Origin of the sequence: Limosilactobacillus oris (genome assembly GCF_025311495.1) — a bacterium.
GTDB lineage: Bacteria > Bacillota > Bacilli > Lactobacillales > Lactobacillaceae > Limosilactobacillus > Limosilactobacillus oris_A.
Genome location: NZ_CP104398.1, coordinates 1,402,629 through 1,421,428 on the forward strand (window position 1 = coordinate 1,402,629; position 18,800 = coordinate 1,421,428).

The 18,800-nt window shown below is 55.6% G+C and carries 10 protein-coding genes; 9 read left to right on the forward strand and 1 reads right to left on the reverse strand.

Features of this window, described 5'->3' with window-relative positions:
- Complete coding sequence (locus N4599_RS07080) at positions 1–591, reverse strand: GNAT family N-acetyltransferase (RefSeq protein WP_260898693.1); 591 nt, start codon at positions 589–591, stop codon at positions 1–3.
- Between the two features lie 134 nt (positions 592–725).
- On the opposite strand from N4599_RS07080, the gene cls reads away from it, so the two are divergent.
- The 9 genes from cls (at position 726) to pgmB (ending at position 18,788) form a co-directional block, all read left to right on the forward strand.
- Positions 726–2,192 carry a cardiolipin synthase gene (gene cls, locus N4599_RS07085; RefSeq protein WP_260898695.1) on the forward strand — a complete coding sequence of 489 codons (1,467 nt, stop codon included), beginning with the start codon at positions 726–728 and terminating at the stop codon, positions 2,190–2,192.
- Between the two features lie 125 nt (positions 2,193–2,317).
- Positions 2,318–6,070, forward strand: coding sequence for a PD-(D/E)XK nuclease family protein (locus tag N4599_RS07090; protein WP_260898697.1), 3,753 nt, complete (start codon positions 2,318–2,320; stop codon positions 6,068–6,070).
- A complete protein-coding gene (addA, locus tag N4599_RS07095) occupies positions 6,070–10,230 on the forward strand; it encodes a helicase-exonuclease AddAB subunit AddA (RefSeq protein WP_260898700.1) in 4,161 nt (1,386 codons plus the stop codon). The genes N4599_RS07090 and addA overlap by 1 nt, the downstream gene beginning before the upstream one ends.
- Positions 10,231–10,254: 24 nt before the next feature.
- Entirely contained in the window at positions 10,255–11,193 is a 939-nt protein-coding gene (locus N4599_RS07100; RefSeq protein ID WP_260898703.1) for a LacI family DNA-binding transcriptional regulator, read from the forward strand.
- Positions 11,194–11,500: 307 nt separating this feature from the next.
- Positions 11,501–12,901: an MFS transporter gene (locus tag N4599_RS07105; protein ID WP_260898705.1), complete on the forward strand. Its 1,401-nt coding sequence runs from the start codon at positions 11,501–11,503 to the stop codon at positions 12,899–12,901.
- A gap of 102 nt (positions 12,902–13,003) precedes the next feature.
- A complete protein-coding gene (locus tag N4599_RS07110) occupies positions 13,004–14,179 on the forward strand; it encodes a thiolase family protein (RefSeq protein WP_194175965.1) in 1,176 nt (391 codons plus the stop codon).
- 187 nt (positions 14,180–14,366) lie between these two features.
- Positions 14,367–15,710: an SLC45 family MFS transporter gene (locus N4599_RS07115; RefSeq protein WP_260898709.1), complete on the forward strand. Its 1,344-nt coding sequence runs from the start codon at positions 14,367–14,369 to the stop codon at positions 15,708–15,710.
- A 143-nt stretch (positions 15,711–15,853) separates the two neighbouring features.
- On the forward strand, positions 15,854–18,106 hold the full coding sequence (locus N4599_RS07120; protein WP_260898711.1) for a glycoside hydrolase family 65 protein: 2,253 nt from the start codon (positions 15,854–15,856) through the stop codon (positions 18,104–18,106).
- A 19-nt stretch (positions 18,107–18,125) separates the two neighbouring features.
- Positions 18,126–18,788, forward strand: coding sequence for a beta-phosphoglucomutase (gene pgmB, locus N4599_RS07125; protein ID WP_003713225.1), 663 nt, complete (start codon positions 18,126–18,128; stop codon positions 18,786–18,788).
- Positions 18,789–18,800: the final 12 nt, after the last annotated feature.

The following is an 18,800-nucleotide window of genomic DNA, read 5'->3' on the forward strand; positions in this document are numbered from 1 at the left end:
TTATTTACGGTTTATCATTGGCCGCATGAAGTCATTATTGACGTGGTACTCGACCGGCAGCTCATTAGTCGGCAGGTTGAGCTCGTAGGCCAGCCGTTCGGGATCAATCTGGTCCGCCACATTCACCGTTCCCCGGTACTGGAAACTGAACTTCTGGGCAATGGCCTGCATGGCCTTATTGAGGCGATGAGTATCGAGGCGGAAGTTGGTATAACCACGCTCCTGGCCGATGGTAAGCAGGTTGGAAAAGAGGAAGGTACTTAGGTGCTGCCCCCGCGCCTGGTTACCAATCGCCACTCGGTGAATGGTCAGGTAGGGGTTGTCATCGTCACTCCATGCCCCGCCCTGGAGCTGTTGGTAGCTTTTTTCAGGACCAGGCACCAAGGTTGCTACGCCGACAACTTGTTCGTCGACCACCAAGGCCCAAGAGAGGTGGTGGGTGATATCATTAATAATTGTGCGACGGTCGGGATGTCCGTCTTGCCATTGCGGACTGCCGGCAGTTTTCAATGCGTTTTTGGCGTCCTCAATAATGCGGTTAATTGCAGGCAAGTCGCGCATATAGGTCCGTCGTAAGTAAATCGTACTCAATTAATTCACCTTATTAGGTATTACTATTTTTATTATCGTTAAATTGGGGCGAAGAATCAAGGGTCAGTGTTGGTTCCTGAAATTGGTTTGCGGTAAAATAAAAGGCAGGATTGAGAAAGAGGGGGATGAGCGAGATGGATTTAACCTGGGAAATTATTCGCTGGGTGTTGCTGGCGGTGATTATCATTAACGAGCTAGCGGCCATCTTTACCGTCTTCCGTGAAAAACGCGATATTGCGGCCACCTGGGCCTGGTTGTTGGTGCTGACCCTGATTCCGGTAATTGGGTTTATTATTTACGCCTTTCTGGGCCGAAAACCAACCCATAAGCGCTTGAACCGGATTAAATCGCAGACCCGGCTGAAACTAAAGGAAGCAGTGGAACGGCAGAAAAAGCAGTTTCGCAACATGCCCAAACCGAAGTACTCGGTCACGCAAATTTACCGGCGGACGATTATGCTCTTCCAGAGTATCGATGAATCCTTCCTCAGCCGGCACAACCGGGTCGCGGTCTTTACCGACGGCCACCAGCTGTTCAAGCAGATGTTTGATGACATTGCTGCGGCAAAGGAAAGTATCCACATTGAGTTTTATACCATTTACAATGACCGCATCGGGAACCAGTTGCGGACCCTGCTCGAGCAGAAGGCAGCTGAGGGTGTTGAGGTGCGGGTCCTTTATGATTCCTGGGGTTCCATGGGGGTTAAGCCGAGCTTTTACGCGAACCTGCGTGATTTGGGCGGGTACGCGACGCCTTTCCTGATGACCCGGAGCAACTTCTTCGACTTTCGGATTAACTACCGGGACCACCGGAAAATCGTGGTGCTGGACGGTAAAATTGGCTACGTTGGCGGCTTCAACGTCGGTGACCAGTACCTGGGCCGGGCCGCAAAGTTTGGCCCGTGGCGCGACACCCACCTGCGGGTCGTCGGTGGGGCGGTTTTTGGAATGCAACGACAGTTTATTGGTGATTGGAACGCCTCGGTGAAGAGGGCTGAGTCACGGATTGAACACTACCACCCCTATTTTCCTGAAATTGATGTTAAGGACGGGACGACGGCGATGCAGACGGTGGCGAGCGGTCCCGAGGGGGAGCTGGAAAAAATCAAGATGGGCTACCTGCGGCTGATCAACGCGGCCCAGGACCACATTTGGATTCAGACGCCCTACCTCATCCCGGATGACAGTATCCTCGACGCGCTCCGGGTGGCGGCCCACTCAGGGATTGACGTGCGGATCATGATTCCCTGCAAGCCGGACCACCCCTTTGTCTACCGGGCGACCCAGTACTACGCCCAGTCGCTGGCGGCCCAGGGGGTCACGATATACACCTACCAGAAGGGCTTCCTGCATTCTAAGACGATTACGATTGATGGGCGGATGGCGTCAGTGGGGTCAGCGAACCTTGATTTCCGCAGCTTTAAGCTCAACTTCGAAATCAATGCCTTTATCTACGACTTCAAGCTGACGGACCAGCTCGAGCAGATCTTCGTCAATGACATCCGGAATTGCCGGGTGATGACTGCCGAGCGCTTTGCCCAGCAGTCTCGCTGGCTGAAATTCAAGCAGTATTTCTCTCGCCTGCTGTCACCGATTCTATAATAAGTTAATAAGCGTCTCGTTACGTCTGATTTGCGTACCGAGATATTTTTTATTTGTGGGCGAAAATATGTTCGGCTAGTATGATAAAATGTGGATAGGATTTTTACGCAAAGGGGCGGATTATTGTGGGTAAACTTGGTTTTGTGATTGGCACGGCGGCGAAGGACCACCAGGAGGTCTTGGTGGACCAGTTAGCTGACCAGCTAGAGACAGCACCAGCGGCGGATACCTTCTTTTACATCGTGCCGAACCATATCAAGTTTCAGACGGAAATTACGGTGCTCGACCAGCTGCGGGCCCGAGAAGGGAAGAGGGGCGCCGACCGGTTCGCGGCCTCCCGTGTCCAGGTCCTTTCACTGAGCCGGCTGGCCTGGTACCTCCTGCGTGATACTCCGGCCCTGCAACGACCACGCCTGTCAAAAATCGGTCTGACAATGCTGGTCGCCAAGGTGGTGCAGGACCATGCGGCGGACCTCCAGCTCTTTGCTAGCGAAGCCCAGCAGCCCGGCTTCATCCAAAAACTAACCGACCAGCTGACCGAACTAGCGAACGCCAACGTCAGCGCTGACGACTTGACGGCACTCCTCCGGCAGGCCCAGCATGATGACAATGCTAGTATCAACCAGGCTTGGCTGGCGAAAATGCACGACGTTGAGCTAATTTACCATGCTTACGAAGAACGGGTCCAGGGTAAATTCATGGGCAATACCGAGCTCTACCAGCAACTGGCCCAGTTCCTGCAATCCCAACCAGCAGCAAAGCGGATGCACTTTTTCATTGACCGCTTTGCCCAGTTTACCCCCGGCGAGCAGCAGGTCGTCGACGCGATGATCCTCAACGGGGCCTCGACGACAGTTTCCTTCGTCCTCGACCGGGGCTACCCTGACCAGACCCACCCCGACCAAAGTGAGTTGCCCGGGTCAACGGACCTCTTTTACCCTGCCGCAATGCAGTACCACCGCCTCTGGGACTTTGCCCACCAGCACCCACAGGAAGTTGACCTGGTGCCGAACGTCCTAGTTGCGACCAAGGATCGGGTCAGTCCAACCTTGACGGCAGTTGACCGCTTCTTCGCTGATTATATTAAAAAGCCGTTAGATTTAACGGCCGGAAATGAAGCAGTCGACCCCGCCGACCTGCAGTTCATCACGACAGTCAACCGGCGGACGGAGCTGGAACGGGTGGCAACGATGATTCACCAGCTGGTAGCGACCAAGGGTTACCGCTACCGGGACTTTTTGGTGTTGAGCCGGCACTTGGATAAGTACCAGACCCTGCTGGCGCCGACCTTCGCGGCCCACCAGATCCCTGTCTTTAATGACCACGAGCGGCGCATGGACAACCACCCCCTGGTGACCCTCCTGACGGCGCTGTTTAACCTGCCGCTCTACCACTACCGGACCGCCGACATCATGCAGCTGCTCAAAACCTGGCTGCTGGCGGAGTACCAGCCGGCAACCGGTGACTACCAGGCCCTTGACCAGGATGCCGTCTTCGCAACCGAAAACTGGTGCCTCAAGCGAGCCATTGAGGGACAACGGGTCTGGATGGATGCCGAATCGCCGCTCTGGCAGGTCGGCGACTCCACGGCTGCCCCAGTAAACCAGCTGCAGGAACAGTTGGGCCGTGTACGGGCATTCGTGGCAGACCGCATCATGTCCTTCTTTGCCGACCTTAAAACGGTGACTACGGGCCGTGAATTGGCGGCCAAGACCTACCAATTTTTGGTTGACAACGGGGTCGTCAAGCGGTTGACGGACTGGCAAAAGTACCAGAGTACCCGGGACTTAGACCTCGCTCGCCAGCCCCAGCAGGTATGGGGGACTTTCTGCCAAATTTTAGATGAATATGTCCAGCTGTTGGGCGACACGCCGGTTAATGCCGATAACTTCACCGCTACGTTGACCAATTTCAGCGAGCTGCTCCAGGCGGGCTTCGCGGCGGCCCAGTATTCGCAAATCCCAGCGACCCTCGACCAGGTAATGGTTTCCGAAACGGGTATCGTGCAAAACCAAGACCGCAAGATTGTCTTTATGATTGGCTCGACCGACGACGTCATGCCCGAGGTCCAGCAGCAGGAGAGCCTGCTGACCGACCAGGATAAAGAACTGTTAGCAAACTACCTCGACCCGGCGACCCAGTACCTTCCGGCAGGGCCACGGGACCAGTTGCGGACAGAACCCTTCCTCCACTACTCCGGAATGATGACCGGGACCGAGAAGCTGATTATGCTGGCGCCGACCGCCAGCGATGATGATCAGCCCCTAACTCTGTCAGCTTACCTGACCGACATGGCCCGTTACTTTGACCAGCCGGTGGCGGCCGTTCCCCTGGTAGCTAGTCCAGCGGGGCAGCAACGGGTGCCGGATTACGTCAGCACCCCCGCCGCGACCCTCAGCCAGCTGGTGCAGGTCGAACGCCAGGCCCGGAATGACCAGCCGAAGGGTCCCATCGTATTAGCACCCGGCTGGCAGGCCGTTCGTCAAGCCCTGGTGGATGAAATTGCCCACCTCCGTCACGCCCCGCGGGCCACGGCCCAGCGCGCCGGTCGAGAATTAGCCGCCCGGCTCAGCCTGATTACAGCGGGTTTTAACTACCGCAACCAGGTTGATGACCTTGGCGAGCAGCTGGCCGCCGCCCTCTACCTCCGCCATAATCATGACCAGCAAATCCTCTATTCGTCGATTTCCCAGTTGCAAGACTACTACGTCAACCCGTACGAGTACTTCTTGAAGTATGGGCTTGGTCTGAAAAAACGGGATCAGCTGACAATGTCGGTCGACCGGATTGGAACATTCTTCCACAAGGCGATGGAGTGGTTCGTCAGCGCGGTTAATGCCGCCCAGCAGTTGTCTTTTGCCGGTTTGGCTGAAAATCCCGCCCAACTTAACGACCTGATCAAGCGGGCGCTGGTGGTTGCCAAGGATGACCAACCCGACCTCGCTATCCTGACGGCCAATTCCAATCAGGCGGCCTTCCAGTATCAGCAGTTAACCAGGATTGTGAAGACGATGCTGACGATTCTCTGCTGGCAGGCGAAGTACACGGCCGCCCAGCCCCTGGACACGGAAATTCGCTTTGGCCGGCTGGGAGCCGCCAAGGAGGATGACCTACGGCCGCTGGAATACCCGCTGCGGCCAGCCAACACCCACGTTTACCTGCGGGGGCGGATTGACCGGATCGACCAGCTTAACCAGGACAACAAGGATTACCTGACGGTCGTCGACTACAAGTCCGGCAACCGGACCTTTGACCTGACGGCGGCCTATTACGGGCTATCGCTCCAGCTATTGGCCTACCTGAACGCCATCAGCAGCAACCGGCACCAGTTGCCGGCTCGGCTCAACCCAACGGCGGGCGACCTGCAGCTAGCAGGGGCCCTTTACCTGCATTTGAGCAACCCGGTAATCAATGCCGCTAAGCTCAAACCCGGCACGGACCTGGACACGGTACGGATGCAGCAGCACCAGTACAAGGGGCTGCTGCTCAATGATCCGGCGCTCTTGAAACAACTCGACAAGAACCTCGACCAGCAAAAGTCGCTTCTGTACCCGCTCCGGGAACGGGGGGACAAGATCCTTGGCAATAAGGATGCCCTCTTGGTCACTCCTGACCAGCTTGCCTGGCTGCAAGACCGTAACAAGCAGCTGATTATCGGTGCCGGCAACGACATCGTCGCGGGGAAGGTCGCCCTCAAGCCGTACCGCTTACTGACCGGCAGTAATTGGCAAACCGGTCTCGACTACACCGACTTCGGTGATATTTACCAGTTTGATAACATGCTCGACCAGCAGAATTACCGGCAGCTGGACCCCCGTTTGGCCCAGGACGAATTCGACCAGCTGGCCGCCGACGATGAAGAGAAAGGAGACAAGTAATGGCAGACTTTAAGCCCACCCCGGCCCAACAACAAGCAATCAGTGACCGGGACCAGAACATTATCGTGTCCGCGTCGGCCGGCTCGGGGAAAACCGCCGTGCTCGTCAACCGGGCCGTGGACATGATCAAGGAGGGCCGGGCGACAGTCGATCGGATGCTGTTGGTGACCTTTACCGACGCGGCCGCCAAGAATATGCGGGACAAGATCCGCCAGCGGATGCAGGAGGTTGCCCAGGCTGAACCCCGCTTGCGGGACCTGATGAATGAACAGGTCAACCGGCTAGCGGTGGCTGACATCAGCACCATTCACGCCTTCTGTTTGAAGCTGATCAAACGCTACTACTTCTTAATTGGCTTGGACCCGCAATTTCGCCTGCTGACCGATGATACCGAGCGTCTCCTGCTCCAGGAGGACGTCCTCCACCAGGTCAACGAACAATTTTACGCGTCGGCCGACGAGGAAAGTGACGATGCCGCCTCCTTTGGCCAGCTGGTGCTTAATTTTTCTAGTGACCGGGACGACCAGGGTTTAAACGACCTGGTCCTCAAACTGATGGAGATTGCCAACGCCCAGCCAGATCCCGAGCAGTGGCTGGCCCAGTTGCCAACCAGCTACCAACTCAATGGTCCGGTGCTCGACTCGGCCTTTTACCAACACCAGCTCCTGCCCCTGGTTCTGCAACGGCTTGACCAGCTCTGCCACGACTTTGCGGAGTTGACCCAGCGTGCTGACCAGGAGGGGCTGAGTAAGGCCCGGGAAGTCTTGGAAGATGACCAGGCGGTCCTGACCCAGCTCCAAGCGGCCCTCGACCCGGCCCACCTGACCAGCGACCAGCTCCAAGCCATCCTTGGCGGAGTGTCGTTTGGCAGCTTTAGCGGGCGGCCGAAAAAGGGGGCCGCTGGCTATGATGACTTTAAGGCCCTCAACCAGGAGCGCAACCAGCTGAAAAAGGAGTGGCCGACCGTAGCCGCCACGGTGGCGGATAAGGATGCCGCCCTTGCCCAGCTGGACCAATTTAGCGCCCGTTTCCAAGGGTTACGTGACCGGGCTGTAGCGGCCCAGCTTGATGACAAAACACTGATTTCCCTGGACAAGGACCTCCAGCAGTTTGCCCAGGCCCGGCAGCTGCTCGTGCCCAACTCCTGGAACGCGGTTCGGGCGATTATTCGCGGGGCCAAGTTTCGGACGATGGCGGGGAAACCCAAGGGGGACCCGGTAGCGGCCGACGTTTACGCTACCCTGACCGCTTCCCGCCAGGCCCTGAAAAAGCAGCTGACGGGCATTCAGGACAGTTTCTTTGCCTACGATGAGGACCAGTTTCAGGAAATTTCCCACCAATCTCAGCGCCTGCTGACCAAGCTCAGCCAGGTGACTGTGGCCTTTCGCCGGGCCTACCAGCAGGTTAAGCTGAGCCGGCACGTCTTAGAGTTCAGTGACCTTGAGCACTACGCCTACCAGATTTTGACCCCACCGGCGGACCAGCCCGACTGGCAGGAACTGGTAGCGAACTTACAACGGCACTACCAGGAGATCATGGTCGACGAATACCAGGACACCAACCGTCTGCAGGAAGCAATCCTGACCCGGTTGACCAACCCGGCCCAGCATAATATGTTCATGGTCGGCGACGTCAAGCAGTCCATTTACCGCTTCCGCCAGGCCGACCCGTCACTCTTCCTGCATAAGTACCAGCGTTATCGTCAGCCGGGAGCCGGGGACGAGGCAATTGTCCTCGGGGAAAACTTCCGCTCGATGAGCAACGTTACCGACTTTACCAACCTCCTCTTCGCCCAGTTGATGGGGGCGGACGTTGGTGAAATTGAATATGACCAGGCGGCCCACCTCAAATACGCGGCCACCTACTACGAAACAGCTGACAACCAGCCCCGGCCGACGGAGATCCTGCTCTACGACGCCAACGCGGACCAGGATGCCATTAAGGAATCCCCGGACCAGCATGAGGATGACAAGCTGGCGGGTGAACTGAAGATGGTCGGAATGCGGATTAAGCAGATGGTTGCTAACGAGGAACAGATTTTTGACCCCGCGACCCAGCAATTGCGGCCGGTTAACTATGGCGACATTGTCCTGCTGGAACGGACGAAGAGTATCAATAATACCCTAATGGAGGAATTCAGCAAGCTGGAAATTCCGCTGACCGTCCATGACGTTGAGAGCTACTTCCAGGCGACCGAGGTCCGGGTGATGATGGCCCTCCTCCGGCTGATTGATAACCCCCACCAGGATATCCCGCTGGTGGCCGTACTCCGGTCGCCACTGGTGGGCTTATCGACCAAGGAGCTGGCCTTTATTCGCCTGCAAAACCGGTCGGCAAACTACTACGGCGCCCTGCAAACCTTTAAGAGCAACTATGCCAATGCCGACCGGCACCTGATTAAGCCGGAGCTGTTAAACGCAGCGGCGACGGCTGACCAGCCCGACCCGGTGGCGGTCCTCTATGACAAGGTCAGCCACTTTTTGGACCAGCTGGCAACCTTCCGCCAAACGGCCCAGCAGCAGTCCTTGGTGGACCTGATTTGGCAAATTTATAACGAGACCGGCTACCTGGACTACGTGGGCGCAATGCCTGGCGGGGCGCAACGGCAGGCGAACCTGCACGCCTTTTACCAGCGGGCCCATGACTACGAACAGAGTAGTTTCAAGGGCCTCTACCAGTTCATCCGCTTCATTGAAAAAATGCAGGAACACGATAAGGACCTGGGAGTGGCACCGACCCAGCTGGTCAAGAACACCGTCAACGTGATGACAATCCACGGTAGCAAGGGGTTGCAATTCCCAATTGTCTTCCTGATTGACGCGACCCACGGCTTTAACCAGCAGGCGACCCGGGAGACAGCGGTGGTCGATGCCGTCAACAAGGTCGGGATTGAGTACACCGACCCGGAAGAGGTGCGCTACGATACGCCCCAGCGGCAGGCCATCATCAGTGCCGTCCAGCAGGGGGAACGGGCCGAAGACCTCCGGGTGCTGTACGTGGCTTTGACCCGGGCCGAGCAACGTCTGATTATTACCGGGTCATTTAATGAAGAAAATCGCCGGCAAAACCTTGCCAGCGCCTGGACCCGTTGGCAAAAGGCCTTCCAGTCACCAGCAACCCTGCTTGGCCCCCAGCTCCGGGTCAATGCCCGGTCCTTTATGGATTGGATTGGGTTGGCCCTGGCCCGGTCGACCGAATTTCGGGCAAAGCAGGTGGCACCAGCGGGGATGGAACTGGACGAAAGCGCTATGGCGGACTACCAGCACTACCAGCCGCTCTTTGCCGGCCAGCGTTTCACCGTAGGGTGCTATACCGCTGCGGACGTTACGGAAAAGTTAGCCAGCCTGCAAGAGCAACGTGAAGAAACTGTGCTGACGGACCAGACTGCAATCGACCAGGAGCAGTTGAAGCAAATCAAGCAGCTGCTTGAGGCGCGCTACCCGTACCAGGTAGCGACGAAGACCACGGCCTACCAGTCCGTGACCGATGTCAAGCGGCTCTTTGAATACCCTGATAACGCGGTGGAGGCCCAGTGGGACTACGAGCAGCAGCAACGGGAAAAACAGGCCCAGGGGATTTACTTTAACAACCACTTCGCAGAACCAGCCTTTATTAAACAAGCGGATGAGCAGCCGACAGCGACAACCATCGGGACGGCCACCCACTTAGTTTTCCAGAAGCTGCCCTTAACGGCGGGGGAGGTCAGTCCGACCCTGGTGGCAGATGAAGTCCAACGGCTCGTGGATCAGGGACTAATGACCCCGGCGGTGGCGGCCAAAATCAACGTCACCGGGGTCGCTCGCTTCTTCCAAACGGCCGTGGGTCAGCAGGTTCTGGCGGCTCCTGAGCACTACCACCGGGAAGAGCCTTTTGCAATGGTGATGAACGGCGCGGAACTCTTTAAGGAGATCAAGACCAGCGACCAGGAGCAGGTCCTCCTCCACGGGATCGTTGACGGCTACCTGGAGACGCCGACTGGCATTATTCTAGTGGACTACAAGACCGACCACCTGCGGCCCGGCTTTGGGGAAGCGGAGATTGTTGACCGCTACCGGGGGCAGTTAAATCTTTACAAGGAGGCCTTAGGGCTGATGAAACCACTTCCGGTTGTTCAAATGGGCTTATATCTGGTAGAATCAGAACAGTTCATAACAATTTGATTATTAGTGGTGGGGGTAGTTTACTTGTCAACAATTAAAGACATTGCGCAAGCCGCAGGGGTATCGGTTTCGACCGCTTCTCGGGCGTTGAATAACAACCCGCGAATCAGCCTCAAGACCCGGCAGAGGGTGAAAGAGATTGCTGATCAGCTGGGCTATCTGCCGAACTATAACGCGCAGAATTTGACCCGAGGCGAGTCGAACATGGTGGGGCTGGTTTTCCCAGTTACCAGCGATACGGCCCCTGCAAACCCCTTCCACATTGACCTGATGCGGGGAATCAGCGTGGCCTTAAAACCCCTCCACTACGAGATGGTGGTGGCAATTGCACCAACCGCTGACGAGTTGTTGGAGAGCGTCCAGTCGATGGTCAACCAGTCCAAGGTCCATAACTTCCTTGTCTTCTACACGGCGGAAAATGACCCGGTGACGAACTACCTGCGTGAGCACCAGCTAAACTTTGTGGTCATCGGTCACCCAACTGCTAACCACCCCGACCGGTACGTCGATAACGATAACGTCGCGGCGGGGGAGGAGGCAACGGCCCACCTGCTAGATAAGCACCCGGTCAACCACCCGGCCTTTTTACAGTCGGCTGACGACTGGATCTACGAACATTCCCGCCGGCTTGGCTATGAGGCCTGCCTGGAAGGACGGGGTCTAACCGCGTATACTTGGCGCTGCCAGGATGGTGGGGAGTTGGTGACCGACTTCTTGGCGGCCCACCCAGAGGTCGATTCGCTGGTCTGTGCCGATGACCTGCTGTTGGTGCGGATCAATGACCAGTTGCAGTCGACGGGCTTCCCGGTAGTTTGCTTTAATAATAGCCGGCTGGTGGGGATGCTCCTGCGTGACAACGAGCGGATTGATATGCAACCGCGGAAGTTAGGGCAGGAGGCGGTCAACCTCTTGTTTGACCCGGCTGCCCACCACCGCATTGTGGACTTTACCATTTACGACTAACTCGGTAAGTGATCGCGCATTGCCGCTAAGTATGCTAGAATACTGATGATAATTTGATAACGAATGACGTCCATTGCGGGCACCCTTCTGTAATAGCACGGGGAGAGAGTGGGACAGAACTAGCTTGTCTAGTTCATTGTCCCACCTCCGCAAGGATGGCTAGGTTGGTCAAGGGCTAGCTTGTCAGCCCTTGAACTGCCAGCCATCTACTGCGCTGTTGCAGTATTATCTATGAAGTAGCAAAGACTGGGATAATTCTCAGTCTTTTTTTCATGCAATTATCAAAACTAATCTTGGAGGAACCTTTATGAAACAGCAATCCACCACCATTGAAGCCTGGGTGATCGTGGCAGTCGTCGCGGCGGGGATCATGTCCTTTGCCGGGGTGGTTGTCGAGACCGCCGTCAACATTTCCTTTCCGACCCTGATGCGTGAATTTGGCGTGTCCACTAGTTTGGTCCAGTGGATGACGACAATTTGTCTGCTGACCATTTCACTGACGGTGCCGCTCTCGGCCTACCTCAAACGGCGCTTTAAGACAAAGCACCTCTTCGTCTTTGCTAACCTGACTTTTATCTGTGGCCTCTTGATTGATATTCTTGCTCCCAATTTCGGCCTGCTCCTGCTCGGTCGTTTGGTGCAGGGAATCGGCACCGGGGTTGCGTTGCCCCTAATGTTTAACATCATCCTTGACTGGGTTCCGCAAAACCGGGTCGGCATGATGATGGGCGTGGGGACGATGATTACGGGAATTGCCCCGGCAATTGGACCGACTTACGGGGGCCTCTTGGTCAATAGCCTCGGCTGGCGCTGGATTTTCATCTTCCTCCTTCCATTGTTAATCGTTTCTTTAGTGATGGGGCTGTTCACAATCCGCCAGCAGACTTCCTGTACCCGTCCCCGCTTTGACTGGTGGGGATTAGTCAGTCTCGTCTTGATGTTCGTTGGGCTCACGATGGGCTTTGCCAACATGGGTAGCCAGCCGTTCTGGTCACTGCTGGTGGCGAGCAGTTTTGTCCTTGGCCTCCTGGGGACCGGCGCCTTTGTCCATCGTTCCCTGGCAGTCAGCGCGCCCATCATCAACCTGCGGATTTTCCGGAACAGCAGTTTTGCACGCCTGGCGCTCGGATTCCTGCTCTTCCAGCTTGTTGCCCTGGGGCTCTCATTCCTGTTGCCTAATTACATCCAGCTCACCAACTACGCGACGGCCATGACGGCGGGCCTGGTTGTCCTTCCCGGCGCCGCCCTGGGTGCCATCACCGGGCCGTTTGGTGGCCGCCTGCTCGACCAATGGGGCGCCCGCCGCCCGGTCCTGGCTGGTTCGGGACTCAGCTGGTTGGCGGTAATCGGTCTGGCCTTTCTAGCGGGCGGGTTGCTCAGCAATGGCCTGATTGTTTTCCTTTATGCCTGCTTCATGCTGGGGATTGGCCTTTCTTTTGGCAATATCATGACCAGTGCCCTTGCCAGTCTGCCGGACGCGGAAAACGGGGACGGGAACGCCATCCTGAATACGCTCCAGCAGTTTTCCGGGGCGGTCGGGACGTCAGTCGTTTCTGCAATCGTGGCCGCGAGCCAGCGCAACCACCAGCTTTCCCTGGCCCAAACGACCGCAGCTGGGACCCAGCACGCCCTAGTGGTCCTCGTCGTAGTTCTGGCAGCCGAATTGGTAATTGTCGCGGTGACCTTGCCGCGGCACCGGCGGGTGTAATTATTAAGAAATTCTCCAGATAAGCCGTAGAATTTGCAGTTCTAGTGGTAAATCGGTAAACTTTCTTTGTATGAGACTACGTGAGCTTGGAGGAAGAAATTGATGGAAGAAGTATACATTGTGGCAGCGCAGCGGACACCGATCGGCAAGTTTGGCGGGGCCCTCGCACCACTAACGGCAGCTCAGCTCGGGGCGGCGGCAATCAAGGGTGCCCTGGCGGCCAGCGGGCTGGCAGCAGAGAAGGTCGACCAGGTCCTGATGGGGAACGTCATCCAGGCTGGCGGTGGTCAAAACCCGGCTCGCCAAGCAGCCATTGCGGCGGGACTCCCCCAATCAGTTCCGGCCATCACGATCAACGATGTGTGTGCTTCGGGGATGTCCAGTATCAACCTGGGCGCTAGTCTGATTCAATCCGGCCAGGCTCAAGTAATTGTCGCCGGGGGGATGGAAAGCATGTCCAATGCGCCCTACCTCCTGCAACGGGCACGGCAGGGTTACCGTTTCGGTGACGGCCAGCTGGTCGACGCCCTCCAGCGTGACGGCTTGAATGACGCTTGGGGCGGCTACCCAATGGGGATGACCGCTGAAAACGTCAATGACCGCTACCAGGTTAGCCGGGAAGAGCAGGACCAGTTTGCCCTGACCAGCCACCAGCGGGCGGTCGCGGCGCAACGCCAGCACGCCTTCGATGATGAGATTGTCCCGGTGATGGTGCAACGCCGCAAGCAAACCGTGGTAGTGGACCAAGACGAGTCCCCACGGCCTGACACTTCACTATCCGTGTTAAGCAAACTCAAGCCAGTCTTCAAGCCGAATGGGTCGGTGACGGCGGGGAACTCCTCCGGCTTAAATGACGGCGGGGCGGCCGTAATCCTGGCATCCCGGGAAGCGGTGGAAAAGTACCAGCTCCGGCCGCTAGCTCAATGGCGGGCGTCGTCCTTGGTCGGCTTAGACCCGCAGTTGATGGGGCTGGGACCTTACTATGCCGTCAGCAAACTCTTCCAGACAACCGAGCTGACGGAAAAAGACGTCGATATCTTTGAACTGAACGAGGCCTTTGCCAGCCAGACGCTTGTCAGCCAGCGCCTGCTTAAATTGCCGGCGGCCAAGGTCAACCCGTATGGCGGTGCGATTGCCCTGGGGCACCCCCTTGGTTGCTCCGGTGCCCGGATTATTGTCACCCTGGTTCACCAATTGTGGAGCCTTAACCAGCGGGTCGGGGTAGCCAGCCTCTGCGTCGGTGGCGGAATGGGCGCTGCCACTTTGATTACAAGATAAAAAGCCGTGTGCCAAATCAAGTGGTCACGGCTTTTTCTTCGCCTTCATAATGAAAACGGTTAATTATTTTTGCGCAAACGGTTGCACAATTCAAACTAATCTGTTATATTATTATTGCAATTTGATATGAAACGTTTTCAAAAACGCGTGATAGTTAGGAATTGTTGTATAAAGGAGTTGTTTAGTAATGAGTGAAAAGTCTACTGCGGCTGGCTTACCTGCGCTCTCTAAGTCAACCATCTGGATGATTAACTTCGGGTTCTTGGGTGTCCAGACCGCCTTCACTTTGCAAAGTTCGCAAATGAGTCGGATCTTCCAAACCATTGGTGCCGACCCGAACAACCTGGGCTGGTTCTTCATCCTGCCACCACTGATGGGGTTGGTTGTTCAACCAATCGTTGGTTACTACTCTGACCGGACCTGGGCACCAAAGCTCGGTGGACGGCGGCTGCCATACCTGCTCTTGGGGATGATTGTAGCCGTGATCGTGATGCTACTGTTGCCAAACTCTGGGAGCTTCGGCTTCGGTTACGGGTCACTAGCGGCCCTCTGGTTTGGTGCCATCACCGTGGCCTTCCTGGACCTGTCATCTAACGTGGCAATGCAGCCATTCAAGATGATGGTTGGGGACATGGTCAACGATGACCAGAAGAGTTACGCCTACGGGATCCAGAGTTTCTTGTCCAACACTGGTGCCGTTTTGGCCGCTATCTTCCCATTCCTGTTCACTTGGTTTGGTGTTAAGAACATCGCGCCAAAGGGTGTCGTTCCAGATTCAGTTAAGGTCGCCTTCTACGTTGGTGCCGCACTGCTGGTCATCACCAGTCTCTTTACCGTTTTCCGGGTTCACGAATACGACCCAGCTACTTACGCAAAGTACCACGGTATTTCCGAAGAGGATAACAAGGAGGGTGGTAACTGGTTCACCCTGCTGAAGCACGCGCCAAAGGCCTTCTGGACCGTTACCCTGGTTCAATTCTTCTGCTGGTTTGCCTTCCAATACCTCTGGACTTACTCCGCTGGGGCCATTGCCCAGAACGTTTGGAACACGCATGATGCTACTTCAGCTGGCTACCAGGCCGCTGGTAACTGGTACGGTGTTTTAGCCGCCGTCCAATCCATCGCTGCCGTTGTTTGGTCATATGTTTTGGCGAAGGTACCAAACAAATACCACAAGTACGGTTACGCCGGCAGTCTGCTGCTCGGGGCCCTCGGTTTCCTGTCAGTCTTCTTCATCCATGACCAATGGACGCTGATTGTTTCCTACATCCTGGTTGGGATTGCTTGGGCTGGTATGAACACTTACCCACTGACCATCGTTACGAACGCCCTGACTGGTAAGCACATGGGTACTTACCTCGGCCTCTTCAATGGTTCAATCTGCCTTCCACAAATCGTGGCTTCACTGCTTAGCTTTGCACTGTTCCCACTGCTGGGCTCTTCCCAAGTCAACATGTTCATCGCTGGTGCGGTTGTCATGGCCTTGGCTGCCCTCTCGGTTGGTACGATTAAGGAAACCTACGCCGAATAAATTAATCTCGCTGTAAAACGCTGTTATAATGAGGAATGAGGCGGGAGCCAGCGCTGCTTCCACCTTGTCCACTGTCGAATCAAAATATTTGAGAGGTTGAGCTAGTTCCCAGCCTCTTGTGATAGAGAAAGGACTTGAATTGAATGAAACGGACTTTTGACATTGCCCCATGGCACGTTGCTACCAAGAACTGGGATCCGCAAGACAAGCGTATCCAGGAATCAATGACCAGTTTGGCAAACGAAAACCTCGGGATGCGGGGCTTCTTTGAAGAAGGTTACTCCGGTGACTGCATGGAAGGGGTCTATCTCGGTGGTGTTTGGTTCCCTGACAAGACCCGTGTTGGTTGGTGGAAGAACGGTTATCCAAAGTACTTCGGTAAGATGATCAACGCGGTCAACTTCATGAAGCTGATCATCAAGGTTAACGGCGAACAGCTGGACCTGGCTAAGCAAACGCCAAAGGACTTCAAGCTGGACCTCGACATGAAGCGCGGCGTCCTCGAACGTGAATTCACCGTTGAAATCGGTGGTACCGAAATGTACTTCAACTTTGAACGGTTCGTTTCCGTTACCCAGAAGGAATTAGTGGGTCAACGGCTCCACATCAAGAACCGTGGTGACAGCGATGCAAAGGTTGAAATCACCAGCATGATTGACGCCGACGTTTACAACGAAGACGCTAACTACGACGAACAATTCTGGAACGTTTTGGGCAAGAGCGCCCAGGGCGAACACGCCGAACTGACTTCCATGACGAAGAAGAACGACTTCGGAACGCCACAATTTACTGTTGGCATGAAGACGACTTCCAAGACCAACCTGGACCACGTGGGTGACGGTACTGACGACAAGGATGCTTACAACACCTTTGCCGGCACTGTTGCTGCGGGCAAGGAAGTTAACTTTGAAAAGCGGACGGTCGTTGTTACTTCCCGGGACTTCGATGGTCAGGAAGCCATTGAAAAGCACCTGGACGAACTGAGTGCCCAACTCGACGCCCAGAGCTTCGACGACCTGCTCGACCCCCACGTTAAGGAATGGGCTGACCGCTGGACCAAGTCTGACGTTGAAATTGACGGTGACGAAGGGGCCCAACAAGGTATTCGCTTCAACCTCTTCCAACTCTTCTCCACTTACTACGGTCAAGATTACCGGCTGAACATCTCACCAAAGGGCTTCACTGGTGAAAAGTACGGTGGTGCTACTTACTGGGATACCGAAGCCTACTGTATTCCGGTTTACCTGGGGGTTGCCAACCCAGAAGTTGCTCGTAACCTGCTGATGTACCGTTACAAGCAACTGGATGGTGCTTACGTCAACGCCCAACAACAGGGCTTGAAGGGTGCACTGTTCCCAATGGTTACCTTCAACGGGATCGAATGTCACAACGAATGGGAAATTACCTTCGAAGAAATCCACCGGAACGGGGACATTGCCTACGCCATCTACCTGTACACTAAGTACACCGGCGACAAGTCATACGTCCTCCACGAAGGTGCCAAGGTTCTGACCGAAATTTCACGGTTCTGGGCTGACCGGGTTCACTACTCACAAAACAAGAACAAGTACATGCTCCACGCCGTTACTGGTCCGGACGAATACGACAACAACGTAAACAACGACTGGTACACCAACCTGCTTTGCCGGTGGACGCTCCAATACACGCTGGAAATCCTGGATCAGGTTGACCCAGAGGTTGCTAAGAAACTTGACGTTTCCGAAGACGAAAAGCGGCGTTGGAAGGGCATTGCCGACAACATGTACCTGCCATACGACAAGCAACGGGACATCTTCCCAGAAAACGACGGCTTCATGGACAAGGACCTGACGCCAGTTTCCGAAATTCCAAGTGACCAACTGCCACTGAACCAAAACTGGTCGTGGGACCGGATCTTACGTTCACCATACGTAAAGCAGGGTGACGTCATCCAGGGTCTCTGGGACTTCATCGACGACTTTACGAAGGAACAAAAGAAGCACAACTTTGACTTCTACGAACAATTCACCGTTCACGAATCAAGTCTGTCTGCTTCCGTATACTCCATCATTGCCGCTGACCTGGGTTACGAAGACAAGGCCGTTGAACTGTACGAACGGTCGGCTCGGCTTGACCTGGACAACTACAACAACGATACTTCCGACGGTCTGCACATCACTTCGATGACTGGTAGCTGGCTGGACATCGTTCAAGGGTTCGCTGGGATGCGGGTTCGTGGCAACGAACTGCACTACGCACCATTCCTGCCAAAGAAGTGGAACTCCTACCAATTCCGTCAGATGTTCCGTGGCCGGATCCTGAAGGTCAAGGTTGACAAGCACGGTACGAAGATCGACTTGGTATCCGGTGACCCAATCACGATTGATCTGGATGGCAAGAAGCTGGAATTAAAGTAATAGCGGAGGCATTTAGAGAATGAAGTTTGAAGACTTGAAGGGTTTTGCCTTTGACCTTGACGGGGTAATTGCTGACACTGCCCGGTTCCACGGTCAGGCTTGGCACCAACTCGCTGACAAGGTCGGCACCGAATGGACGCCTGAACTGGCGGACAGCCTTAAAGGGGTTAGCCGGATGGACTCCTTGGAACTGATCTTAAAGGCGGGCGGTCACGAAAATGACTACACCCAGGAAGAAAAAGAAGCCCTGGCAACCGAAAAGAACGACAACTACATCAAGTTAGTTGAAACCTTGACGCCAGCGGACATCCTTCCCGGGATGAAGAACCTGTTGGATGAATTAAAGGACAACGGCTACCACATTGTTTTGGCATCCGCATCCAAGAACGCACCAAAGGTTTTGAAGTACCTGCAGATTACCGATTACTTTGAGGGAATCGTGGATCCCGCTAAGCTGAGTCACGGTAAGCCGGACCCAGAAATTTATAGCGAGGCCGCGAAGCTGATGAACCTGCCTGCCAACCAGGTGGCCGGATTGGAAGACGCCCAAGCAGGGGTGGAATCCATCAACCGGGCAGGCGAGGTGTCAATTGGCTTTGGCGCGTCACTCAAGGACGCGGCGGTCAAGTTTGACGATACCAGTGAAGTTTCATTGGCTGCCATCAAGGAGCAAATGGCCTAACATCCTTTATAC